Origin of the sequence: Shewanella sp. FJAT-52076 (assembly GCF_019457455.1) — a bacterium.
Classification (GTDB): domain Bacteria; phylum Pseudomonadota; class Gammaproteobacteria; order Enterobacterales; family Shewanellaceae; genus Shewanella; species Shewanella zhangzhouensis.
The window spans coordinates 2,444,301-2,467,888 of record NZ_CP080415.1; the positions used below are offsets into that span (position 1 = coordinate 2,444,301).

Here is a 23,588-nt window from a genome sequence, read left to right on the forward strand (position 1 = left end):
CGAGGGATTTCTGATATACTCCCGCCATTCGCTTTAAGCTCTGTCGCGTTATGGTTCAATTAAATCAAAAATTTATCAATAGCATTGCGCAAGAAATGCCGCCACACCTCTCGATGGATGATTTCATCCACTATTGTGGCTTGCCGCTGCGCCTGTCTATCCGGGTCAATACCCTGAAAGTCACATCGGACGCGCTTCGCTCCATACTTGAGCCCCGTGGCTGGCAATTTGAACCTGTGCCATGGTGTGAAGACGGTTTTTGGGTAACAGTGCCAGACGACTGCCAGCCGGGCAATTTAACCGAGCACTATCAGGGGCTGTTTTACATTCAGGAAGCCAGCTCCATGATGCCGCCTTCCGCGTTGTTTATGGACAAAGAGCCAAGGCAACTCTTGCTGGATGTGGCGTCGGCTCCCGGCTCAAAAACCACCCAGCTGGCCGCACTGATGCACAATCAGGGGCTTATCATCGCCAATGAATATTCTGCCTCCCGCACCAAGGCACTGCACGCCAATTTACAGCGTATGGGTGTTGCCAATGTGGCAATCACCCAATTTGATGGCAGAGTTTTTGGGGCGCATTTATACGAGACGCTGGATGCGATTCAACTGGATGCCCCCTGCAGCGGTGAAGGCACGGTTCGTAAGGATCCCTTGAGTCTCAAAAACTGGTGTCAGGACGAGATTGAAACCATTGCCGAACTGCAGCGTGACTTGATTGACTCAGCTTTTCAGGCCCTGAAACCCGGTGGCGTGCTGGTGTACTCGACCTGCACCTTGAACCGCCGCGAGAATGAAGATGTTTGCCACTTTTTAAAAGCGCGCTACGGCGATGCTGTGACTTTTGAATCCCTGAAAGACCTCTTTAAAGGTGCAGATAAAGCACTGACAGAAGAAGGCTTTTTACACATCTGGCCGCAAATTTACGACAGCGAAGGCTTTTTTGTCGCCCGTATCCGAAAAACCGTCAGCGTAGAAAGAAATACCGATGACCCCAGGTTTGTGAGCAAGTTCCCCTTTGTTGCAGCCAACCGCAAAGAGCTCAGTGCCCTTGAAGAGGCGATGTCGGCCCTGGGGGTGTCTCTGCCGGAAGATGCTGTGATAGTGACCCGGGATGGCGAGTTTTGGTTAATGCCAGCGCCACTCGACAGCCTGCTCTCTAAAATGCGCTTTCAGCGAATTGGGATACGGCTTGCGGAAACGCAAAAGCACGGTATCAAGGTTCGCCATGAAGCTGTGATGGCGCTGCCTTGCCATCAGATGCTCGCGATTGAACCTGAGGCGGCAAAGCAGTATCTGATGGGGCGAGATATCCCGCTCGATACTGCAGGAAAGGCGCAGGGAGAAAAAATTCTTTCACTGCATGGTGCACCACTCGGCATTGCCAAGCATTTGGGAAATAAGCTTAAAAACAACTTGCCAAGGGATCTCTGTCGCGACAACGTGCAGAACTGAAACCGTTAACCGCATGCAGTACGACTGCGGTGAAAATATTTTGCTTAAAATTTCAGCAAACCCTGAATTGCTGTCCTACAATCATTGACAGTGATATTCAATCCCCTTTTGCGACCGAATAGCGCACGGCTCTTTATGAGCCATTCCCCTGGGCCCAAAACAATTGGAATAGTTTTGGGCCTTTTTTTATCTGCCAATCAGCGACCTGCCAATCGTGCCGCATCCTTAAACAGGGTAAAAAAGTTATTAGTGGTGAACTCGGCAAGTTCGTGGAATTTTTCACCACGCAGTTCTGCCACAAATTCGGCCACATCTCGCACATAGGCGGGCTGGTTTTCCTGACCTCGATGAGGAACCGGTGCCAGATAAGGCGAGTCGGTTTCTACCAGCAGTCTGTCTTTTGGCACTTTGCGGATGACCTCACGCAACTCAGAGGCATTTTTGAAGGTCACTATCCCGGATACCGAAATATAAAAGCCCAGATCCATGGCTGCCTTGGCCATTTCCCAGTTTTCGGTAAAACAATGGAGCACGCCACCCACAGTATCTGCCCCGCCCTGCTTAAGCAGCTTGATGGTATCTTCGCGGGCATCCCGGGTATGAACAATCAGTGGCTTATTCACATCACGGGCCAGTGCGATTTGCTGCTCAAAACACTGTAATTGCAACTCACGACTGTCATCGGCGTAATAGTAATCCAGGCCGGTTTCACCGATAGCCACCACCCGGGGATGGGCCGCAAACTGCTTGAGCTCGTTCAGATCCAGGCCTTCTTTTACATCCAATGGATGCACACCACTGGACAGAAACACATTGTCAAATTGCTCGACCCGGGCACACATGGATTCAAATCCCTTCTGTCGGACGTTGACGCACAGCACATAGTCAACGCCCCGCGCCTTGGCGCCTTTGAGCATGTCAGCCAAAGACGCATCACAGGGGGCGGCTTTTAATCTGTCGAGGTGACAATGGGAATCGATAAGCAAAATGAGGATCCTGCCAATAGTGAAAAGGATGGCAAGGATAGCGGCCTACATGGTACAGGTCAAATCGCCGGATGCCAGCTCTCTGGAAAGCAGATTTTCAATATGGTGTTTGTGGGTGTCGGCATCGGAAACGATTTTAAGACCAACGCCGGGAGGACGACCACCGGAGGCGCCGACAGGGTTTATCCAAACCACTATGCCTCTGAGTTGATGTACCGTGGTTGCCCCGGGGAGTCGATAAGCCACTGTCATTTCCTGCCCCAGGAAATGGCTTTCGCTGGTGGAAACAAATAGCCCCGCCGGCTTAATAAAAGGCATGTAGGCACGATACAGCTGATGCAAGGTATCGAAGTTAACCACCAGATCTACCATAGGCTAGTTTTCTTTTATTCTCTGATATTCTGAAACAATCTTTTGACATAGTGCCAGATAATTGACGCTCGGCATAGTGCTTAACATATGACAAACGCTCATAACTTCGCCAGCCAATCCAGCCAATCTTGATGCCAAAAGCGGATCCCCTTTTGCTGTTACAGCGAGGTCGGCCATCAATTCAACGTACAAAACCTTAAGAGCATCAGTTATTTGGTCTTCAGCAATTTCTTTCAAGCTAGCACACAGATGGCCCGTCGACAAACTGCTTCGCCAATCTTTTCTGATGTTTTCAAGTACGCTTATGTAATTGTTTTGCAAGTACTCTGCCAATTTGATGGGGCCGCCCACCACCGGCAAACACCAGAGTGCCTCAGTGCCAAGCCCCTGATGCGCCAACCAGGCGGCGATTTGGCTTTGGTTAGGTGCCACAAACGCCAACTTTTGACAGCGACTCTGCAAGGTGGGGAGCAGGCGTGCAGGTGTATTACTGTGCAATAGGATCAGGGTGTTGGCACCGGGCTCTTCCAGGGTTTTCAACAGCGCATTGGCCGACGCGGTATTCATGCGCTCAGCCGCTTCAATGATAGCTACCCGCCTGCCACCTTGTTGGGCGGTGGTCGAAAGCCGAGCAATGAGTTCACGGATCTGGTCGATTTTAATTTGAGCCCCATCGGCTTTGATGGGGTAAAAATCCGGATGATTTCCCGCGCTGAATAACTGACAACTTTTACATTGGCCGCAGGGTCCAGACACAACGGGAGAGGTGCAGAGTGCCGTTTGCGCAAGTTGATTAACCAGCATCGAAGCGCCCAGCCCTTCATCCACGCCCACCAACACCGCATGGGGCATGCGCCCTGAGGTTAACAAGGCCGTAAAATCGACCAAAGGCTGAGAAAGCCAGGGAATGGCAGTCATAGGTCTCCTTGCCCTTTACAGGGCTGTGCCTAAACAGGCAAGAATGTCCTTGTGTACCTCGTTAAGTGGCTTGGAAGCATCAATTACCACTATGGTTCTGTCGTCCCTCGCCTGAGCAAGAAAAGTTGCGCGGGCGCGGTGAAAGAAGTCTATTTCCTGTTGTTCTATCCGGTCCAAAGCGCCGCGACGGGCGGCGCGCTCCAGTCCCAGCAAGGGATCTATATCGAGATAGAGTGTCAGATCCGGCTTAAAACCGCCCAGAGTGGCGTCACTGATGGTTTTGACCAACGACATCAACCCGCGCCCCCCTCCCTGATAGGCGATGGAAGACAGATTGTGTCTATCTCCCAGCACCCAGCGACCCGATGCCAACGAGGGTTTAATGACGTTCGCTACCAACTGTGCGCGGGCCGCGTAAAACAGCAAACATTCGGCTTCATCACAGAGAGGATCGCCAGGCTCGGCATTTTTCACCAGGTCGCGGATTTTTTCCGCCAGCGGTGTTCCGCCGGGTTCGCGGGTGCACACGGGCGCCATGCCGGTGTGCTTTTCGATAAAGTCATGCACCAGCGTGATGGCGCTGGACTTACCTGCGCCTTCAAGCCCCTCAATCACAATGAATTTACCGGGATTTTGCGTCATTTTTGCTTTCTCTGAAATTGGTTTACTGCGCGATTGTGTTCAGCGAGCGTGCGGGAAAACACGTGACTGCCATCGTTTCTGGACACAAAGTAAAGGTAATCTGATTGGGCCGGTTGTGCCGCTGCCATCAAGGCTTCACGCCCTGGCGCCGCAATCGGCGTAGGTGGCAGTCCCTGAATGCGATAGGTGTTAAAGGGCGTATCCTCACGCAGATCTTTTCGGGTGATATTGCCGTTAAAGCGCTCTCCCATGCCATAAATCACCGTGGGGTCTGTCTGCAGTCGCATTCCCTTTCGCAGCCGGTTGATAAACACGGCCGCAATTAATGGGCGCTCTTCGGCCTTGCCGGTCTCTTTCTCTATGATGGACGCGAGGATAAGCAGCTCATAGGCACTCGCCAGAGGTAGATCGGGTGCTCTGGCCTGCCAGGCCGCTGCCAGCTCTTGCTGCATCTTCAGGTAGCTCTGGGTAAGGAGCTTTTCCACGTCCTGATTGGCATGATAGCTATAAGTGTCGGGGAAAAATTTACCTTCGGGCAATCCGGAATCATCACCGTTCGCCTTGAGAACCTTAAGGAAAACATCCGCTTCCCAATTCAGTCTCGGGGCAGTTTCCAGCTTTGGCTGCCATTCCCGCAGCGTTTGGCCTTCGACCAGAGTGATTGCGAAGTCTTTCACTTTACCGCTGATAAGTTTATCCAGCAGTGATTTGACGGTGTCGCCCGGGGTAATTTCATACAACCCCTGACGAATCCCCGCCATGGCGGGATTTAATCGCAGATACCAATCGTAATGCCATGAGGGCTCAAGGAGTCCCTGTTCAACCAACTCTTTGCCCAATGCGCGGGCATTGGTTCCCCGATTGAGCTCCAGTTCCCTTGACTGTTCAAGCATCAGCGGCCTGTTGGCAAAGGTTTCAAGCTCTTTCATACCCCATAACGCCGTAACGGCGCCGAGTAAGGTCAGGGTCATAATCGCCCCGACTATCCCAATGAAAATTCTCTTCATAAATTCAATTCCAGTGCATCGCGAATGCTCTGGCTTTCAGCAAAAACCTGGTAATGAAAGGTATCGATACGCACCACGTCCACCAGCCCAAGCAGACTGTTGCACATGATGACTGCCTGCGCCTTTGCCAACATATCGGGACCAAGCTTATCGGCCACCACCCTGTAGCCTCGTTCCAGCAAGGCCTGAATTATCTGTTCACGCATTACGCCCGAGACACCGGCAAAGGCATGATAAGGCGTGTAGGCGGTATCACCTGAGATAAAAAACAGGTTGGCCATGGACGCTTCAATCAGGGCGCCATCCGTGTCTGACACCAAAAAATCCTGTGCCCATTCCGGCATTTGCTGAGCGCGAATAAGCACCTGTTCGAGACGGTTAAGGTGCTTCATTCCCGCAAGCTTTGGCTGCTTGGCAAGGTTGAGTTCACTGGAGAAGAGGCAAATACCTTTACGTTGCCAGTCGCGGTAATGGGCCGGAACGTCAAAGGCACAGAGCACCGCCTGAGGGCTGGCTTCATCGGGAGCCTGATAGCCACGGCCACCCGGTCCGCGGCTGATTAGCAGCTTCAGGCCTCTCGGGTTTTGATGTTTGGCCTGGGCCTTGGCGGCCAAGACCAGCCTGCTCTCTATATCCTTGATATCCAGCACAAAGCCCAGGCGGCACGCACCCTGTTGTAAGCGAGATAAGTGGGTATCGAGAAACGCGACTTCACCTTTGGGTGTCAGCGCCATGGTGGCAAAAAGGCCATCGCCATAGGCGAGGCCTCTGTCCATTGGGGATATGCCCTGAGCATGAGCGGAATGAGCTGACTCCAGGGTTAAATCGAGCCAGCTGAGCCCGGCAGTCGCCTTGCCCTTACCGCCTTCCATGGTCACCTTGGCCATGGGCAGACTCAGGAATCCTGACTGATGCGGCTGGCCACCGCTTCCTGCTGGTCCTTGTACTTGGCGTTTTTACGCTTATTGTAGGGGCGGGACACAGGGCCGCTCAAACGTTCAAAGTTAAGCGCACCTATGGTCATGCCGGGGCGCAGTGCCAGCGGCAACTTGCCACTGTTGTAGAATTCGAGCACGATTTTGCCCTGCCAGCCCGGATCGATACGGTGGGCCGTTACGTGCACCATCAAACCTAAACGGGCCAGGGATGAACGGCCATCGAGCCAACCTACAATGTCTGCCGGCAGGGTCACGCTCTCCAGGGTCACCGCAAGGGCCAGTTCCCCCGGGTGCAAGAAAAAGGCATCGCCATCTTTGATGTCAATTTTGTCGCTCATGACCCGGTCTAACGCCGCCTGCACCTCGGCACTTGGGCCACTCAGATCGATAAAAGGTGCCGTGTGATCCTGAAATACCCGAAACTGGTTCCCCAGGCGCACATCCACACTGACGCCGCTGATAGCATCAATGCTTGGGCGAGGCTCAATAAGGATGGTACCGGCGTCGAGGGCCTGCTCAATTTCAAAGTCTGTCAATCGCATCTTGCCTTTATCTCCCTGAGTTTTATGTTTTTATTTTGCCAACAGGTGCTGAATACGTGCCTTGAGGATGTCGGTGGCAATACGGTTTTTACCACCACGGGGCACTATGATGTCGGCATATTGCTTGGAAGGTTCAATAAACTGCAAAAACATCGGCCTTACCGTCTTTTGGTACTGGCTGATGACCGACTCCATGGTGCGGCCACGCTCAGCCACGTCACGGGTCAAACGGCGCAGGAAGCAAATATCCAGCGGTGTATCCATAAATACCGAGGCATCCATCAAATCACGCAGATGTGGGTCGGTCAGCAGCAAGATGCCTTCGAGGATAATCACCTTCTTGGGCGTCATGGTACGGGTATCGCTCATCCGGGTATGCTCTGTGTAGCTGTACACCGGGATCTCCACCGAGTCACCATGTTTCAGGCTTCGCAGGTGCTGTGCCAACAACTCATGGTCCATGGCCTTGGGGTGGTCATAATTGGTTTTTACCCGCTCTTCCATGGACAGATGGCTCTGATCGCGATAATAGGCATCTTCGGCTATTACGCCTATCTGATCAGTGCCCAAATCACGGCACAACTCTTCATATATGGTTTTTGCGATAAGGCTCTTGCCCGATGCACTGGCCCCTGCAATACCAATAATGACACATTGCTGCGAATTCATATACTTAAAACCTTACTCATCGTCCGAAATGCTAATGGATACACCGGTCTGGGGCCCTGTTTTAGCAAGACTGGCACCCACTTTCCGCGCTATTTCCCGGTAAATAGCAGCAATTTCACCCGAAGGTTCGGCAACCACGGAGGGATTACCTGCATCCATTCCTTCCCTGATGGCGATGTTTAAGGGCAACGCGCCAAGCAGCGGTACATGATAGCGCTCAGCAATTTTACTGCCGCCCAAGGTACCAAAGGGGTGTTCTTTGTGTCCGCAGCTCGGACACAGGTGGAAACTCATGTTTTCAACTATCCCGATGACCGGAATGTTGACCTTATTGAAGAGACTGATGCCCTTTTTGGCATCAAGCGTGGCGATATCCTGAGGCGTGGTCACCACAACGGCTCCGCTTACCGGCACTTTTTGAGACAGCGTCAGTTGGATATCCCCGGTGCCCGGCGGCATATCCACCACCAGATAATCGAGCTTGGGCCAACTGGTTTCATTCACCAGCTGTACCAGAGCACCAGCGGCCATTGGGCCGCGCCACACTGCCGCCTGCTCATCGTCGAGAATAAAACCGATACTCTGGGCGGCAATACCGTGAGCGTTGGCGGCGGTCATCATTTTGCCGTCGGGGGATACGGGTTTAAAATCGGGCACACCCAGCATCAAGGGCACAGAGGGACCATAGATGTCGGCATCGAGAATACCTACGCTGGCGCCTTCGGCGGCCAAAGCCAGCGCCAGGTTGACTGCCGTGGTAGACTTGCCCACCCCGCCCTTGCCCGAGGCAACCGCAATTACGTTTTTGACATTGGGAATAGGCGCTGCATTGGTATTTCCCGCGTTGGCAGGAACTTGCAGATCGATTTCACACTCAACTTCGTCGATAACATCAAGCTTGGCCAGAGCCTTGGTCAATGTCATTACGGTGTCTTTGTAAGTGCTTTGGCAGGGGTAAGGGTAAACCAAACCGAGTTCGAGACGACGGCCGTTCAAGGCCAGTTTTTGCACCATGCCAGCGCTGACCAATCCTTTACCCAGCAGAGGCTCCACATGGGCCTCCAACACAGATAACACGGCAGACTTCAGTGGCTCTTCCAGTCGATAATTGTGCTCAGTTAACACCCAGTATTACCTCCCCCGCAAAAATTTGCCCAAGTGTATCAGATATTGCCAAAAAGATGCGTGCACAAATAACTCAATTGCACAGGCATTTGGTGAAAATAGCGCGCGCATCGGTTAGTATCTAAGCCAATTATTTCGGGACCAACACGATTTTGAGTAAAGATGGCCAATTCACAACGTAAAATCCTTCTCACCAGCGCCCTTCCCTATGCCAATGGCCCAATCCATTTGGGACACATGCTGGAATACATCCAGACCGATATCTGGTCACGTTTTCAAAAGCTGCGTGGCCATGAGTGCCACTACATTTGCGCCGACGATGCCCATGGCACACCTATCATGCTCAAGGCACAGCAGCTGGGCATGGCTCCCGAAGAGATGATTGCCCAGGTTAATGTTGAGCATCAGCAGGACTTCGCCGACTTCAACGTGGCCTTTGATAACTATCACAGCACCCACAGCGACGAAAACCGCGCACTGGCGAGCGAGATTTACCTGAAATTGCGCGATGGCGGCTACATCAAGACCAAGACCATTTCTCAGCTGTTTGACCCTGAAAAGTCGATGTTCCTGCCCGACCGCTTCGTTAAGGGCACCTGTCCCAAGTGTAAGTCTGAAGATCAGTACGGCGACAACTGCGATGCCTGCGGCGCAACCTACAGCCCAACCGAACTGATAAACCCGCGCTCTGCCGTGAGTGGTGCCACGCCGGTGATGAAAGAGACTGAGCACTTCTTCTTCGACCTTCCTGCCTTTGAAGGCATGCTCAAAGAATGGACCCGCTCAGGTGCACTGCAGTCTGAAATGGCCAACAAGTTGGACGAATGGTTCGAGCAAGGCCTGCAACAGTGGGACATTACCCGCGATGCGCCTTATTTCGGCTTTGAAATTCCCGATGCACCGGGCAAGTATTTCTATGTGTGGCTCGATGCCCCTATCGGCTACATGGGCTCATTCAAAAACTTCTGCGACAAGCGCGCAGATATCAACTTCGACGAATTCTGGGCCAAAGACTCCAGCGCCGAGGTGTACCACTTTATCGGCAAGGACATCGTCTACTTCCACAGCCTGTTCTGGCCTGCCATGTTGCACGGCGCCGGTTTCCGTCAGCCAAGCAGCGTTTACGCCCACGGTTATGTGACCGTTAACGGCGCCAAGATGTCCAAGTCCAAGGGCACCTTCATCAAGGCCCGTACCTACCTGGATCATTTGGACCCTGAGTACCTGCGTTACTACTACGCGGCCAAACTCAGTGCCCGTATCGACGATCTGGATTTGAACCTTGAAGACTTCGCCCAGCGGGTGAACTCCGACTTGGTTGGCAAGCTGGTGAACCTGGCTTCCCGTACCGCCGGCTTTATCACCAAGCGCTTCGATGGCAAGCTGGCCCCCGTGGCGGATAAGAGCCTGATTGACAGCTTCCTTGCCAAGCAGGACCTGATTGCCGAATTGTTTGAAACCCGCGAATACGGCAAAGCCATGCGTGAAATCATGGCGCTGGCGGACGTGGCCAACGGCTTTGTGGCCGATGCAGCCCCATGGCAGTTGGTGAAACTGGACGACAAGCAGGAAGAAGCCCATCAGGTGTGCTCCAACGCCCTGAACCTGTTCCGTATTCTGGTCACCTACCTGAAGCCTGTGCTGCCGCGTCTTGCCAAAGACGTGGAAGACTTCTTCAGGATGGAACTCACCTGGGACGGTCTAGGCAGCGATTTGAGCGGCCATGAAATTGCCCCGTTCAAGCCAATGATGCAGCGTGTGGAGCTGGACAAGGTTGCTGCCATGGTGGAGGCCTCCAAGGAAAACCTGCAGGCGACTGCAGAGCCAGTTAAAGCAGGCCCGCTGGCCGATGACCCCATCAGCCCAACCATCAGCTACGAAGACTTCGCCAAAATCGATTTGCGCGTAGCGCTGATTAAAAAGGCCGAAGCCGTACCAGAAGCCGATAAACTGCTGAAGCTGCAGCTGGATATTGGTGGTGAAGTGCGTCAGGTGTTTGCCGGTATCAAGTCTGCTTACAACCCGGAAGATCTGGAAGGCAAACTTACTGTGATGGTAGCGAATCTTGCGCCGCGCAAGATGCGCTTTGGTATGTCCGAAGGCATGGTGCTGGCCGCAGGCCCTGGCGGTAAAGACCTGTTTGTACTGGAGCCACACGAAGGCGCCCAACCTGGCATGCGCGTTAAGTAACTCGCATAAAGTAACTCGCATGACGCCAGCGCCATGTTGAATAAAAAAGGCCGTAATTGCGGCCTTTTTTATTTGTTCCAGTTAGTGTTGAACCGCCTTAAACCGGATTGTCGATATCGACAAAATGATGCGTCAGACCAAACTCACGGCGCAGGTGTTCACCCAAAGCTTCTATGCCATAACGCTCGGTGGCATGGTGACCGGCAGCAAAATAATGAATGCCCTGCTCTTTGGCGCTGTGGAAGGTGCGCTCTGATACCTCACCGCTGATAAAGGCATCGACGCCCAGATTCACGGCCAGGTCGATATAGTCCTGGGCACCGCCGGTGCACCAGGCAAGGCGCTGTACGGGCTTATCGGCACCAATATGTAAAGGCTCTCGTCCCAGTGCTTTGGCCAGCAATCCGGCAAAGGCCTCACCACTGAGCGCCGTATCCAGGCTTCCACCCCACAGCAAGCCATCGCCCACGGCTTCAAACGCCTCGGCATCCAGAATGCCCAAACGGCGGCCAAGGGTGGCGTTATTCCCAACCACGGGGTGTGCGTCCAGCGGCAGGTGATAACCAAAGAGGTTAATATCGTGGGCAAGCAATGCCTTGATACGGCGCTGTTTCATACCCACCAACACGTCCGGCTCGTTTTTCCAGAAAAAGCCATGGTGGACCAATATGGCATCGGCCTTAAGTTCTATGGCACGTTCAATCAATGCCTGACAGGCCGTCACTCCAGTGACTATGGTTTGGATCTCGGCCTTGCCCTCAACCTGCAGCCCATTGGGGGCGTAGTCCTTGAATCTTCCGGTTTGTAAAAAGTCGGCCAGATACTGGCCCAAAACGTTGCGCTCCATGGCGCCTCCAAAACTGTACTTAACTCTCAAGAGGTTAATGTCAAAGTGTACTTATCCAGATTTTGGGGTCAATCGGTGCCGGACCTGTCTGTGTTTGCCGGTGAAAAATTGGACAAGACAGACATCCGCTTTTACTATGTCCGGGTAACCCAAACAACCATAGACGACAACAGGTTATATCAATATGTCTAACATGACCAAAGAAGAGGTGATCTCAGCCCTGGAGGCTGCGCTGGAGCAAGCCGAAGGCCGTAAGGTAAGCATTGAACAGAAAGGAAGCTGGTTCAAAATTGATGGTGGCAAGTCCCTGCGTTTCGCCGAGCTAGAAGCCATGCTGGCTGAGCACAGCGGCAATACGGCCAACACGCCCAAAGCGACCAAATCGGAGCCAGCTGTGAAAGCTGCACCAAAGGCAAAAGCCGAGCCCAAGGCTACAGCCAAACCTAAGACTGCGCCCAAAGCTGCAGCCAAGCCCGCTGCCAACCCAGGCTCAGGCGGTCTGCTGCCAAAAGACCTCTGGAAACAGCAACTGCTGGCCAAGGGCAACACCCTGCCCCGCGGCGTAAAATAAACTCTCGTTTATACGCGGCTATCCTGTGGCCAAGCGCACAGCAAAAAGCCCGGCAATGCCGGGCTTTCATTATTTAAATGGTATTAACCCACAATCACATGGCTTTATCGACCCTGACCATGCCCTGAAGGTACACCACGCGTACCTCATCACCCGCGTTGAAGGGCATGCCTGAGTCTTCGTCCTGCAAAATCATAATTTGCGAGTCGTCTTCCTGGCGAATCATCAGCTCAATCAGACGAAGCTCACGATACCTGTCGCCTCCGGCCTGATTGGCAATAGCCCCGCCCAGCAAGGCACCGAGGACTGTAGCCACATCCTGCCCTGAGCCACCGCCAAACTGATGACCAATCACGCCGCCGAGCAAAGCGCCACCGAAGGTTCGCCAGCCGCGATGCTGATCAGCCACTAATTCCTGCTGCGTAAGTCGACGCACTGAGATCACCTCTCCATAAAGCACTTTCTCAACCGTCATCGCCTGATTACGCTCGTAACCGGCGGTGACCGAGCCGGAGAAACATGCTGCCATAAGCATCAGACAACAGAGTGCAGGTTTCCACATAATCCAATTTCCGCTACTTTATTAGGATGAACCCTTTGATAGTACGCCTTTGTGAACGGCCTGTCTTTTATCGATGATGAACAGATAAGATTTCCTTCCCCCGAGCTGGCCTTGTCTGAGCCCAATGGGCTGCTGGCCATCGGCGGCTCCCTGCATCCCAAGCGTTTGCTGGCCGCGTACTATGATGGCATTTTCCCCTGGTTCAACGCCGAGGATCCTATTCTGTGGTGGTCACCAGACCCCCGAGCTATCTTTCTCCCCGGTGCGCTTAAAATCAGTCGCAGTCTTAAGAAGAGCCTTAAAAAACGCCCATGGCGCATCACCATCAATCATGCCTTTGCCGATGTGATGGCCGGCTGTGCTCAGCCCCGTAAAAAACAGCGTGATACCTGGATAACCCAGGAAATTCAGCTCGCCTACCATGAGATGCACAGCCAGGGACATGCTCACTCGGTTGAAGTGTGGATGGAAGACCGCCTGGTTGGTGGTCTTTACGGGCTCGCCGTAGGAAAAGTGTTTTGTGGTGAGTCGATGTTCCATCGTGAAACCGATGCGTCCAAGCTGGCGATGATGGCGCTGCATCAGCATTTGCTGCAGCATGATTTTAAGCTGCTGGATGCACAGATCATGAATCCGCACCTCGAAAGTCTTGGCGCCCGCGAAGTCAGCCGGACGGCATTCCTTTCGCTGCTTAAACGTTACCGGGACGAACCCGTCGCCAAAAGCTGCTGGCTACCCAAGGAGATGCCAATTGGAGAGTAGTACCCACGTCAGCGTTGGGATAAGCCAGCTGTTCCAATGCAGTTACCTTGACGAGCAACAGGAACAGCTGCTCATTATTCAGGAGCCTTTTCTCGACCCCCTATTGTTTGAGCGACTACTACAGCTGGGTTTCAGACGCAGTGGTGATGCCATTTATAAGCCCCGTTGCCCCAGTTGCAGTGCCTGTATCGCCCTCAGAGTGCCGGTACGCACTTTCCAGCAATCCAAGCGGCAGAAGCGAACCCTGGCCAAAAATAAGGACCTGACGGTTCACTGGGTAAACGAGAGCAGCGATGAGCACTATGCCCTCTATGAAAAATATATCAATCTCAGACACTTTGATGGACCCATGTTTCCGGCAAGCAGAGATCAATACGAGCATTTTGTCCTGTGTGACTGGGCACCGCCGGGATTTGTAGAATTACGACTTGAGGGAAAGTTACTCGCGGTTGCCGTGACCGATGTGCTGCCAACCAGCCTGTCGGCCATTTACAGTTTCTTTGACCCTGACTTTGATGCCAGGTCCCTTGGCAGCCAGCTGATATTGACTCAGATGTCGCTGGCAGCCGACATGGACAAAACCTTTGTTTATCTTGGCTATCAAATCGATGCCAACCGGAAAATGTGTTACAAGCGACTCTATCGCCCCTATCAAATCCTCACCCAGAACGGCTGGGAGTTTCATACCGACGCCAACCTCTGATTATCTCGGCTTTACCGTGCTTATATCCCAGTGCGCCCTTTACAGTCAGGGGAAATTGCGGCATGATACGCCCGTTTTTCATCTTTGAAGGCTAATGGGACAAATATTTAATGGCGAAAGAAGACAGCATTGAGATGCAGGGCACTATCCTGGAGACTCTGCCGAACACAATGTTTCGTGTAGAGCTCGAGAATGGTCACGTGGTTATCGCCCACATCTCCGGTAAAATGCGCAAAAACTACATCCGTATCCTGACCGGTGACAAAGTAACCGTTCAGTTGACTCCTTATGATCTGACCAAGGGTCGTATCGTCTTCCGCGCTCGCTGATTTGCCCTTCAAAATAAAAAACCCGGAACATCCGGGTTTTTTTGTTGGCCTCGAAGGCCAGGGCCACCTCAGGTAACCTTCTCTAAACGCTCGGCAGTAATAACGATTTCCCCGTCTTTGGCATCGACATGTGCCATGCCGCCATGTTCCAGTTCGCCAAAGAGGATTTCATCGGCCAGAGGCCGTTTAATCAAGTCTTTGACTACCCGGGCCATGGGTCTGGCGCCCATGGCTTTGTCGTAACCCTTCTCGGCGAGCAGGGTTCTTGCTTCATCGCTCACCATCAGCGTTACCCGCTTCGCATCAAGCTGCGCCTGCAACTCGGTCAGGAACTTGTCCACCACCTTGGCGATAATGGTCAAATCCAAGTGGTTGAACCAAATGATGGAGTCGAGACGGTTACGGAATTCTGGCGAGAACACCCGGTTGATTTCCGACATGGCATCGTGGCTGTGATCCTGCTGTTTAAAGCCAATGGATTTACGCACCGTTTCCTGCACACCGGCGTTGGTGGTCATGACGAGTGTCACATGGCGGAAGTCCGCTTTACGGCCGTTGTTATCGGTGAGGGTCCCGTGATCCATCACCTGCAGCAGCAGGTTATAGACATCCGGATGCGCCTTTTCAATTTCATCCAGCAGTACCACGCAGTGGGGTTGCTTAATCACAGCATCGGTCAGCAAACCGCCCTGATCATAACCCACATAGCCAGGAGGGGCGCCAATGAGACGAGAGACTGTGTGCGCTTCCATGTACTCAGACATATCAAAACGCACCAGCTTGAGCCCCAAGCACTTGGCAAGCTGATTGGTGACCTCGGTTTTACCCACACCGGTTGGCCCTGCAAAGAGGAAGCTGCCAACAGGTTTGTTGTCGGCTCCCAGGCCACTGCGTGACAAACGGATAGCCGCACTCAAGCTCTCAATGGCTTTATCCTGGCCAAAGACCACCATCTTGAGGTTACGCTCAAGGTTCTTGAGCATGTCCTTATCAGAGGTGGACACAGACTTTTCAGGAATACGGGCAATCTTGGCGATAATGGCCTCAATTTCCGCCTGTCCTATGGTCTTTCTGCGCTTACTGGCCGGTTGCATCGCCATGCGAGCCCCCGCCTCATCTATCACATCAATGGCCTTGTCCGGCAAATGCCGGTCATTAATGTGTTTGGCGCTGAGCTCTGCCGCACAGGCAAGGGCAGCCTGGGTGTAACGTACCCCATGATGTTCTTCGTACTTGCTCTTGAGCCCCATCAAAATCTTGGTGGTTTCGGCCACCGACGGCTCGTTGATGTCTATCTTCTGGAAGCGGCGTGCCAGTGCCCGGTCTTTCTCAAAAATACTCTGGTATTCCTGAAAGGTGGTGGAGCCCATGCAGCGCAAGGTGCCACTCGAAAGCAGCGGTTTGAGCAAATTGGAGGCATCCATCACCCCGCCGGATGCAGCGCCCGCACCTATGATGGTGTGTATTTCATCAATAAAGAGAATCGCGTGCTTATCGGCTGTGAGTTCTTTAAGCAGGCTCTTAAACCGCTTTTCAAAATCGCCGCGATATTTGGTACCGGCAAGCAGCGCACCGAGATCCAGTGAATATACGGTGGCATCACGCATGACTTCGGGCACATCATCATTGACGATACGATACGCCAAACCCTCAGCGATGGCGGTTTTACCCACGCCCGCTTCACCGACAAGCAAAGGATTGTTTTTACGGCGACGACACAGAATCTGTATCGAGCGCTCGATTTCGTTGTCACGACCGATGAGCGGGTCAATCCCCCCCTGTGCAGCCAATAAATTCAGGTTGGCCGCAAACTGCGACAACATGCTGCGCTGCTCTTCGCCCTGCTCAGAATGATCTTCAATGCGTTCCTGCTCGGATTCCTGAGGTGCATCTTCACTCTTTGAAAACCCATGGGAGATGTAATTGACCACGTCGAGGCGGGTAATGTCGCTGCGGCGAAGTAAATACACAGCTTGAGACTCTTGCTCGCTGAAAATTGCCACAAGGACATTGGCACCTGTGACTTCGTTGCGGCCGGAGGATTGGACATGAAACACTGCACGCTGTAACACCCGTTGAAACCCGAGTGTGGGCTGGGTTTCCCTGTCATCATCGGGATCGGTAATGACCGGCGTTGTTTGCGAAATAAAGGTAGCGACTTCTTCCCTGAGTTTGTCGATGTTGGCTCCGCAGGCAACCAAGGCATCCTGGGCCGATGGATTATCGATAAGCGCGAGCAGCAAGTGCTCTACTGTCATGTACTCATGGCGGGCATCCCTTGCCTGCTGAAACGCCAGATTCAACGTCACTTCAAGATCTTTGTTCAGCATAAATACCCCCTAAAACTGCTGCTAAAGCGCACGGAAAGACTTAATGCTTTAGGCTTTCTCCAAAGAACACAGTAATGGATGTTGGTTTTGCCTGGCAAACTGATTTACCTGGGCAACCTTGGTTTCGGCAATGCCGAAAGGAAACACACCACATACCGCCTTACCCTGATGATGGATTTGCAACATGATTTCTGTTGCCTGATGCTCATTCATCTTGAAGAACAGCTGAAGTACTTCTACCACAAAATCCATGGGGGTGTAATCGTCATTATTCAGGATCACCTTATACATGGACGGCGGCATCAGTTCTGTATCGGCACGCTCGACAACTCTTTCTATATTTCCTGCTTTTGCCATATAGCAATATTAGCCTCTCAAATACAGTGCACCAACTGGCCTGACCAATTGATACCACTTAATTAAGCAGATGTTGCCTCTTTGTTAATTTTAGCTTGACATCCGCTTTTAACGCTTTCATTCTGTTCAACGAAGCGGAGTTAGGAACCCGCTTAATTGGTTTTACTATCTTACTGGGAAGTAGACAACAGAAGGAAGTGGAAGTATGGCAAGCGGGACTGTTAAATGGTTCAACAACGCCAAAGGATTCGGGTTTATTTGCCCTGATGAAGGTGGTGAAGATGTATTTGCCCATTATTCAACTATCGAAATGGAAGGCTATCGAACTCTAAAAGCAGGCCAACCAGTCCAGTTCGAAGTTGAGCAAGGTCCAAAGGGGATGCACGCTTCAGCAATCACACCTGCTCGATGATGCGTCGAAAGGTAAAGTTAAAAAGGCAGGAATAATTTCCTGCCTTTTTATTTTCTGTTCTTATTCCTGCCATTTATTTTTTTAACACCCATTAAAAAGGAGAGCCTGAGCTCTCCTTTTTCAGCGACTGACTATGCTCAGTGGCTCATCAGACCGTTCAGGGTCGCGCTTGGACGCATTACTGCGCTTGCCTTGGCAAAATCTGGGCGATAGTAACCGCCGAGATCCACGCTGTGGCCCTGTACGCCAATCAGCTCAGCCAAAATGGTTTCTTCGTTGGCAGCAAGCTTATCAGCCAGCTGACCGAAGTGGGCAGCAAGCTCGGTATCGGCAGTTTGGGCGGCCAGTGCCTGGGCCCAGTACATGGCCAGGTAGAAGTGGCTGCCACGGTTGTCGATTTGACCTACACGGCGGGCTGGTGACTTGTTCTCATCCAGGAACTTACCGATAGCGGTATCCAGGGTATCGGCCAGCACCTGGGCCTTGGCAACACCGGCAGTCTGGGCCAGATGCTCGAAAGACGCAGCCAGGGCCAGGAACTCACCCAGAGAATCCCAACGCAGGTAGTTTTCGCTCTGAACCTGCTCAACGTGCTTGGGCGCGCTGCCGCCGGCTCCGGTTTCGAACAGGCCGCCGCCGTTCATCAGTGGCACGATAGACAGCATCTTGGCGCTGGTACCCAGCTCAAGGATTGGGAACAGGTCAGTCAGGTAGTCACGCAGAACGTTACCGGTTACAGAGATGGTGTCTTTGCCATCTTTCATGCGCGCCAGAGAGAACTGGGTTGCTTCAACCGGAGACAGAATGTGCAGCTCCAAACCGGCAGTGTCGTGCTGTGGCAGGTAAGCTTCTACCTTCTTAATCAGCTGGGCATCGTGAGCTCGGTTTTTGTCCAGCCAGAATACCGCAGGGGTTTCAGACAGACGGGCGCGCTTCACGGCCAGTTTCACCCAATCCTGGATTGGGGCATCTTTCACCTGACACATGCGGAAGATGTCACCGGCTTCCACGTTGTGACTCATCAGCACAGTACCGGCAGCGTTCACCACAGTCACCACGCCGTCTGCGGCGATTTCAAAGGTCTTGTCGTGGCTGCCGTACTCTTCGGCTTTTTGCGCCATCAGCCCCACGTTGGGAATGGTACCCATGGTGCGTGGGTCGAAGGCACCGTGCTCTTTACAGAAGTTGATGGTGGCATCGTACACACCGGCGTAGCAGCGGTCCGGGATCATAAACTTGGTGTCTTTGAGCTGCCCGTCCGGACCCCACATCTGGCCTGAAGAGCGGATTGCGGCAGGCATGGAGGCATCGATGATGATGTCACTTGGTACGTGCAGGTTGGTGATGCCCTTGTCAGAGTTCACCATAGCCATGGCAGGACGCTCGGCATATACGGCCTGGATATCGGCTTCGATGGCGGCGCGCTCGGCTTCGGGCAGAGACTGGATTTTGGCAACCACGTCACCAAAACCGTTGTTTACATCTACACCCAGACGCTCAAAGGTCTCGGCATGCTTGGCAAACAGTGGCTTGAAGAACACTTTAACGGCATGACCAAACATGATGGGGTCAGACACCTTCATCATGGTGGCTTTGAGGTGCAGCGACAGCAGCACGTCTTCAGCCTTGGCAGCATCGATTTCGCGCTCGAAGAAGGCAACCAGGGCGTTTTTGCTCATCACGGCTGAGTCGATGATTTCACCGGCTTGCAGCTTGAGGCCTGATTTCAGTACGGTTTCAATACCGGCTTTGCTGGTGTGCACTATGCTGACGGTATCGGCATCGGCCAGGGTCACTGACTGCTCAGAGCCGTAGAAATCACCGGCTTCCATGTGAGACACATGAGACTTGGAGTCGCTGGCCCACTTACCCATAGAATGTGGGTTCTTGCGGGCATAGTTTTTCACCGACAGCGGCGCGCGGCGGTCAGAGTTACCTTCACGCAGCACAGGGTTTACCGCACTGCCTTTAATCTTGTCGTAACGGGCCTGGATAGACTTCTCTTCATCAGTCTTTGGCTCTTCGGGGTAGTTGGGGATGTCGTAACCCTGAGCCTGCAGCTCTTTAATACAGGCTTTCAGCTGTGGAATAGAGGCAGAAATGTTTGGTAGCTTGATGATGTTGGCTTCTGGCTTGGTGGCCAGCTCGCCCAGTTCGGCCAGGTGATCGCCAATGCGCTGGGCATCGGTCAGCTTCTCAGGGAAAGCAGCAATAACGCGACCGGACAGAGAGATATCGCGGGTTTCGATCTTCACGCCGGCAGGTTCGGCAAATGTCTGAAGGATAGGCAGCAGGGACAGGGTAGCGAGTGCTGGCGCCTCATCGGTTTCAGTGTAAATAATCGTTGGGGAATTATCTTTCATTTTGCTTCCTACGTGATTGTATAATTTAAAGATTTATAGTTTTTATTCGATATTCACGGCGAGCAGCATAAGCACCTGACTTCACCGCGCGGTAACCTGTCGTCCTGGGGTTACCGGAAAGCTGGGATGCCGATATGGGCATGGATCACATTTTGATGGCCGACATCATAGAGCATTCGGCTCAATATTCAAATTCCACTTAGGGCGAACAGGGGTTACCCTATGCTCAGGTAACTGTACAGTTAGAGCTACAAAGGAAATTCACACGCCGTGTCGTCCCCTTCCCGCGCCAATAAACCCTCGGCCAAGCGCCCTGCCCGCAGCCCATCAAATTGGCAGCCACAGGGCGAAAAAAGAGGCTTTGCAAACAAAAGTAGCCAGCAGACAACCGCCAAAAGCCAAAAGCCTTTTGGCGGTAAAGGTAATGGCAGTTCAAAACGGCTGTCAGACAAAGCGGCAGAGAGGGCCAGTGCCAAGCCTGCGCCCCGGAGGCCAGATGTCACCAAAGTGGTGCTGTTCAACAAGCCCTTCGACGTATTGTGCCAGTTCACCGACGAAGCCGGCAGGCAAACCTTGAAGGACTTTATTCCCTTGCCCGGAGTCTATGCCGCTGGCAGGCTCGACAGAGACAGCGAAGGCCTGTTGCTGCTTACCAACGATGGCCAGCTGCAATCCCGTCTTACCGAACCGAAAAAGAAAACCTATAAAACCTATTGGGTGCAGGTCGAAGGCATTCCCGATGAATCGGCGCTGGATAGACTCCGTAAAGGCGTTGAGCTTAAAGACGGCCCTACTCTGCCTGCCAGAGTGCGCCGCATCGATGCGCCTAACATTTGGCCGCGTAATCCACCGGTGCGGGAGCGAAAAAGTATTCCCGACTGCTGGCTCGAAATTCAGATTTGCGAAGGTCGCAACCGCCAGGTAAGGCGCATGACCGCCCATATTGGCCACCCTACGTTAAGGCTGGTGCGTGCCGCTATCGGAGAGATAAGCCTTGGACAGCTCGGCAACGGCGAATACCGGGAGCTTAGTGGGGATGAGATAAGCGGCCTCATAACCGCCCTTGGCACGAAACGCGAGTTATACAAGTAAGGAAGCCCGATGGAGCGATACAAACCCAATGTCACCGTTGCCTGCATTGTTCATTGTCAGGGCAAGTTTCTGATGGTGGAAGAAATCATCGACGGCAAGTCTGTGTTTAACCAACCCGCAGGGCACCTTGAAGCCGGTGAGTCGCTGATAAATGCCTGTAAGCGAGAGCTGTGGGAAGAAACCGGCATCAAGGCCGAGCCCTCACGCCTTGTGGGCATTTATCAATTCAGCGCCAGTGCCGAGCTCGCGTTTTTGCGCTTCACCTTTGTCTGTGAACTCGATGACATAGTGCAAAGTGCGCCACAGGATGCGGCTATCCATGCCCTGCACTGGCTTACCCAGGCGGAAATTGATGACCGCAGCCGCCACCTTCGAAGCCCACTGGTCAGCCGCTGTATCGACGACTATCTGGCGAGCAAAGGCACAGAACTCAGCATCCTCGACAGCGAACTTCTTTCCATAGCCGCTAGTGGCAATCCGTGATAGAATTCGCCCCCGAAAAAACGCCGCTGTTTCAATGCCGAACAGATTAACAACAGGCACCGAATCAAGCCTTGCTTAGCCATTGTTTTATCTGTGTTTTGACTGCAATTTCCCTGATTTAATTTGCAGCAAATGCCAATGGCAGCGGTGATTGGTTACTCGAAAGGATCATTTTCAACGTATGACGTCAACAACAGCTTCTCCCGCTGAAATCGCTGCCAACAGCAGCAAAAAAGTCATTGTCGGCATGTCCGGCGGTGTGGACTCTTCTGTCTCTGCTTACCTTCTGAAACAGCAGGGGTATCAGGTTGAAGGCCTGTTCATGAAAAACTGGGAAGAAGACGACACCGACGAATACTGCGCCGCCGCTGAGGATCTGAAAGATGCTCAGGCTGTGTGCGACAAGCTCGGCATCAAGCTGCACACAGTGAACTTTGCCGCCGAGTATTGGGATAACGTGTTTGAGTACTTCCTCGCCGAATATAAGGCAGGCCGTACCCCGAATCCCGACATCATGTGCAACAAGGAAATCAAATTCAAAGCTTTCCTTGAGTTTGCCGACGACATCCTCGATGCCGATTACATCGCCATGGGCCACTATGTGCGCCGCCGCGACACCGACGGCAAAACCGAAATGCTGCGCGGCATTGATGGCAATAAAGATCAAAGCTACTTCCTGTACACCTTAAGCCACGAGCAGGTTGCCCGCAGCCTGTTCCCCGTTGGCGAGCTGGAAAAGCCGGAAGTGCGCCGCATCGCGGAAGAGCAAGGTCTTATCACCCACGATAAGAAAGACTCCACCGGCATCTGCTTTATTGGTGAGCGCAAGTTCAAAGACTTTCTCGCCACCTACCTGCCCGCCCAGCCAGGTAACATTGAGACTCCAGAAGGTGACATCATTGGTCGCCATGAAGGCCTGATGTACCACACCCTCGGCCAGCGCAAAGGCCTGGGTATTGGCGGCATGAAAAATTCAAACGACGACCCCTGGTATGTGGTCGACAAAGACATGGCCCGCAATGTACTGGTGGTGGCCCAGGGCCATGAACACCCAAGGCTGATGTCCAACGGCATGCGGGTTAACCAGTTGCACTGGGTTGACCGTACTGGCCCGGCTGATGGCGCAACCATCAGCGTGAAAACCCGCTATCGCCAGCAGGACATTCCCTGCACCGTGAAGATTATCGACGAACAGACCATTGAAGTGCTGTTCGATGAGCCCGTTGCCGCAGTCACCCCCGGCCAGTCGGCGGTGTTTTACGACGGCGAAGTCTGCCTCGGTGGCGGCATCATCGACACCCTGATAAAGGACTGAGCCATGAGCCAAATGCAAGCACGCACCATGGCCTTTGCCGGTATCTTGCAGGCGCTCGCCCAGGTGCAATACATCGCCCGCCACGGTGACAGCGACAATGACGCCATGGCCGCCAGCTTCAATACCATTCTGGTGACCAATCCTGAGCAGCCAGAAGACGTCTACGCCGATAAGGATCAACTCAGAGTAGGCTACAAATGGATTTTGAATCAGCTCGGCGACGGCGAAAGCAAAGACGTGGAAATGACCCGTTATCTGGTGGGGCTGCTGGCGCTGGAGCGCAAGTTGTCCCGCAGCAATGCCGCCCTTGGCATGCTGTCTGAGCGCATTAACCAAATTCATCGCCAGCTCAATCACTTCGCCATCACCGACGAGCAAGTGATTGCCAATCTGGCCAGTATCTACAGCGATATCATCAGTAACCTGGGCCCCAAGCTGCAAATTACCGGCAATCCCAATGTGCTGCAGCGCCCCTTGGTTCAGCAAAAGATCCGTGCCCTGCTGCTGGCCGCCATGCGCAGTGCCGTGCTGTGGCGACAGCTTGGTGGCAAACGCCGTCATCTGGTATTTGCCCGCAAGGCCATCGTTGATACTGCAAAGAAAAATCTTACCCTATAGA

25 protein-coding genes are annotated in these 23,588 nt (G+C 53.1%); 11 read left to right on the plus strand and 14 right to left on the minus strand.

What is annotated here, in order from left to right; all coding sequences use genetic code 11:
* The first annotated feature begins 50 nt into the window (after nucleotides 1-50).
* Nucleotides 51-1,454, plus strand: coding sequence for a 16S rRNA (cytosine(1407)-C(5))-methyltransferase RsmF (rsmF, locus tag K0H79_RS10545; protein ID WP_220075765.1), 1,404 nt, complete (start codon nucleotides 51-53; stop codon nucleotides 1,452-1,454).
* Nucleotides 1,455-1,651: 197 nt separating this feature from the next.
* Here rsmF and K0H79_RS10550 read toward each other — a convergent pair whose 3' ends face one another.
* The 9 genes from K0H79_RS10550 to apbC are packed head-to-tail and all read right to left on the minus strand — an operon-like array spanning nucleotide 1,652 to nucleotide 8,653.
* Nucleotides 1,652-2,440: a TatD family hydrolase gene (locus K0H79_RS10550; RefSeq protein WP_220075767.1), complete on the minus strand. Its 789-nt coding sequence runs from the start codon at nucleotides 2,438-2,440 to the stop codon at nucleotides 1,652-1,654.
* A 45-nt stretch (nucleotides 2,441-2,485) separates the two neighbouring features.
* On the minus strand, nucleotides 2,486-2,812 hold the full coding sequence (locus K0H79_RS10555; protein WP_203324058.1) for a PilZ domain-containing protein: 327 nt from the start codon (nucleotides 2,810-2,812) through the stop codon (nucleotides 2,486-2,488).
* Between the two features lie 3 nt (nucleotides 2,813-2,815).
* Nucleotides 2,816-3,730 carry a DNA polymerase III subunit delta' gene (gene holB / locus K0H79_RS10560; RefSeq protein ID WP_220075768.1) on the minus strand — a complete coding sequence of 305 codons (915 nt, stop codon included), beginning with the start codon at nucleotides 3,728-3,730 and terminating at the stop codon, nucleotides 2,816-2,818.
* A gap of 15 nt (nucleotides 3,731-3,745) precedes the next feature.
* Entirely contained in the window at nucleotides 3,746-4,372 is a 627-nt protein-coding gene (gene tmk / locus K0H79_RS10565) for a dTMP kinase (protein ID WP_220075769.1), read from the minus strand.
* Complete coding sequence (mltG, locus tag K0H79_RS10570) at nucleotides 4,369-5,379, minus strand: endolytic transglycosylase MltG (protein ID WP_220064802.1); 1,011 nt, start codon at nucleotides 5,377-5,379, stop codon at nucleotides 4,369-4,371. The genes tmk and mltG overlap by 4 nt, the downstream gene beginning before the upstream one ends.
* Nucleotides 5,376-6,266, minus strand: coding sequence for an aminodeoxychorismate lyase (gene pabC, locus K0H79_RS10575; RefSeq protein ID WP_258405373.1), 891 nt, complete (start codon nucleotides 6,264-6,266; stop codon nucleotides 5,376-5,378). The genes mltG and pabC overlap by 4 nt, the downstream gene beginning before the upstream one ends.
* Before the next feature lie 8 nt (nucleotides 6,267-6,274).
* Nucleotides 6,275-6,859 carry a dCTP deaminase gene (gene dcd / locus K0H79_RS10580; RefSeq protein WP_220064803.1) on the minus strand — a complete coding sequence of 195 codons (585 nt, stop codon included), beginning with the start codon at nucleotides 6,857-6,859 and terminating at the stop codon, nucleotides 6,275-6,277.
* Between the two features lie 30 nt (nucleotides 6,860-6,889).
* On the minus strand, nucleotides 6,890-7,528 hold the full coding sequence (udk, locus tag K0H79_RS10585) for a uridine kinase (protein WP_220075770.1): 639 nt from the start codon (nucleotides 7,526-7,528) through the stop codon (nucleotides 6,890-6,892).
* A gap of 12 nt (nucleotides 7,529-7,540) precedes the next feature.
* The gene (gene apbC, locus K0H79_RS10590; protein ID WP_220075771.1) at nucleotides 7,541-8,653 is read right to left on the minus strand and encodes an iron-sulfur cluster carrier protein ApbC; all 1,113 of its coding nucleotides are present in this window, start codon (nucleotides 8,651-8,653) and stop codon (nucleotides 7,541-7,543) included.
* Nucleotides 8,654-8,815: 162 nt separating this feature from the next.
* Between apbC and metG the strand changes: the two genes are divergently transcribed.
* Nucleotides 8,816-10,843, plus strand: a complete 2,028-nt coding sequence (gene metG, locus K0H79_RS10595) for a methionine--tRNA ligase (protein ID WP_220075772.1) — start codon at nucleotides 8,816-8,818, stop codon at nucleotides 10,841-10,843.
* Between the two features lie 97 nt (nucleotides 10,844-10,940).
* On the opposite strand, the gene K0H79_RS10600 is transcribed toward metG, so the two are convergent.
* Entirely contained in the window at nucleotides 10,941-11,690 is a 750-nt protein-coding gene (locus tag K0H79_RS10600; protein ID WP_220075773.1) for a Nif3-like dinuclear metal center hexameric protein, read from the minus strand.
* A 184-nt stretch (nucleotides 11,691-11,874) separates the two neighbouring features.
* Between K0H79_RS10600 and K0H79_RS10605 the strand changes: the two genes are divergently transcribed.
* Nucleotides 11,875-12,261, plus strand: a complete 387-nt coding sequence (locus K0H79_RS10605) for a hypothetical protein (protein ID WP_220075774.1) — start codon at nucleotides 11,875-11,877, stop codon at nucleotides 12,259-12,261.
* A 94-nt stretch (nucleotides 12,262-12,355) separates the two neighbouring features.
* Here K0H79_RS10605 and K0H79_RS10610 read toward each other — a convergent pair whose 3' ends face one another.
* A complete protein-coding gene (locus tag K0H79_RS10610; RefSeq protein ID WP_220075775.1) occupies nucleotides 12,356-12,823 on the minus strand; it encodes a glycine zipper 2TM domain-containing protein in 468 nt (155 codons plus the stop codon).
* Nucleotides 12,824-12,874: 51 nt separating this feature from the next.
* Between K0H79_RS10610 and aat the strand changes: the two genes are divergently transcribed.
* From aat to infA, 3 genes are all read left to right on the plus strand, one after another.
* Nucleotides 12,875-13,585, plus strand: a complete 711-nt coding sequence (aat, locus tag K0H79_RS10615) for a leucyl/phenylalanyl-tRNA--protein transferase (RefSeq protein WP_220075776.1) — start codon at nucleotides 12,875-12,877, stop codon at nucleotides 13,583-13,585.
* Complete coding sequence (locus K0H79_RS10620; RefSeq protein ID WP_220075777.1) at nucleotides 13,575-14,288, plus strand: arginyltransferase; 714 nt, start codon at nucleotides 13,575-13,577, stop codon at nucleotides 14,286-14,288. The genes aat and K0H79_RS10620 overlap by 11 nt, the downstream gene beginning before the upstream one ends.
* Nucleotides 14,289-14,398: 110 nt before the next feature.
* On the plus strand, nucleotides 14,399-14,617 hold the full coding sequence (gene infA, locus K0H79_RS10625) for a translation initiation factor IF-1 (protein ID WP_011760168.1): 219 nt from the start codon (nucleotides 14,399-14,401) through the stop codon (nucleotides 14,615-14,617).
* Between the two features lie 68 nt (nucleotides 14,618-14,685).
* Here infA and clpA read toward each other — a convergent pair whose 3' ends face one another.
* Both clpA and clpS read right to left on the minus strand, forming a co-directional pair.
* Nucleotides 14,686-16,947 (minus strand): ATP-dependent Clp protease ATP-binding subunit ClpA, encoded by a 2,262-nt coding sequence (gene clpA / locus K0H79_RS10630; protein WP_220075778.1) that lies wholly within the window; start codon nucleotides 16,945-16,947, stop codon nucleotides 14,686-14,688.
* A 48-nt stretch (nucleotides 16,948-16,995) separates the two neighbouring features.
* Entirely contained in the window at nucleotides 16,996-17,304 is a 309-nt protein-coding gene (gene clpS, locus K0H79_RS10635; protein WP_011760170.1) for an ATP-dependent Clp protease adapter ClpS, read from the minus strand.
* A 205-nt stretch (nucleotides 17,305-17,509) separates the two neighbouring features.
* Between clpS and cspD the strand changes: the two genes are divergently transcribed.
* Nucleotides 17,510-17,716, plus strand: a complete 207-nt coding sequence (gene cspD / locus K0H79_RS10640) for a cold shock domain-containing protein CspD (protein WP_011760171.1) — start codon at nucleotides 17,510-17,512, stop codon at nucleotides 17,714-17,716.
* 137 nt (nucleotides 17,717-17,853) lie between these two features.
* Here the strand turns inward: cspD and K0H79_RS10645 are convergent, their stop codons facing one another.
* Nucleotides 17,854-20,079 (minus strand): NADP-dependent isocitrate dehydrogenase, encoded by a 2,226-nt coding sequence (locus tag K0H79_RS10645; protein ID WP_220075779.1) that lies wholly within the window; start codon nucleotides 20,077-20,079, stop codon nucleotides 17,854-17,856.
* Between the two features lie 270 nt (nucleotides 20,080-20,349).
* Here K0H79_RS10645 and K0H79_RS10650 point away from each other — a divergent pair, with 270 nt between their 5' ends.
* The 4 genes from K0H79_RS10650 (at nucleotide 20,350) to hflD (ending at nucleotide 23,587) form a co-directional block, all read left to right on the plus strand.
* The gene (locus tag K0H79_RS10650; RefSeq protein WP_258405374.1) at nucleotides 20,350-21,171 is read left to right on the plus strand and encodes an rRNA large subunit pseudouridine synthase E; all 822 of its coding nucleotides are present in this window, start codon (nucleotides 20,350-20,352) and stop codon (nucleotides 21,169-21,171) included.
* Between the two features lie 9 nt (nucleotides 21,172-21,180).
* Nucleotides 21,181-21,654, plus strand: coding sequence for an NUDIX hydrolase (locus K0H79_RS10655; protein WP_220075780.1), 474 nt, complete (start codon nucleotides 21,181-21,183; stop codon nucleotides 21,652-21,654).
* 181 nt (nucleotides 21,655-21,835) lie between these two features.
* Complete coding sequence (mnmA, locus tag K0H79_RS10660; protein WP_220075781.1) at nucleotides 21,836-22,969, plus strand: tRNA 2-thiouridine(34) synthase MnmA; 1,134 nt, start codon at nucleotides 21,836-21,838, stop codon at nucleotides 22,967-22,969.
* A 3-nt stretch (nucleotides 22,970-22,972) separates the two neighbouring features.
* Nucleotides 22,973-23,587, plus strand: a complete 615-nt coding sequence (gene hflD / locus K0H79_RS10665) for a high frequency lysogenization protein HflD (RefSeq protein WP_220075782.1) — start codon at nucleotides 22,973-22,975, stop codon at nucleotides 23,585-23,587.
* Nucleotide 23,588: the final 1 nt, after the last annotated feature.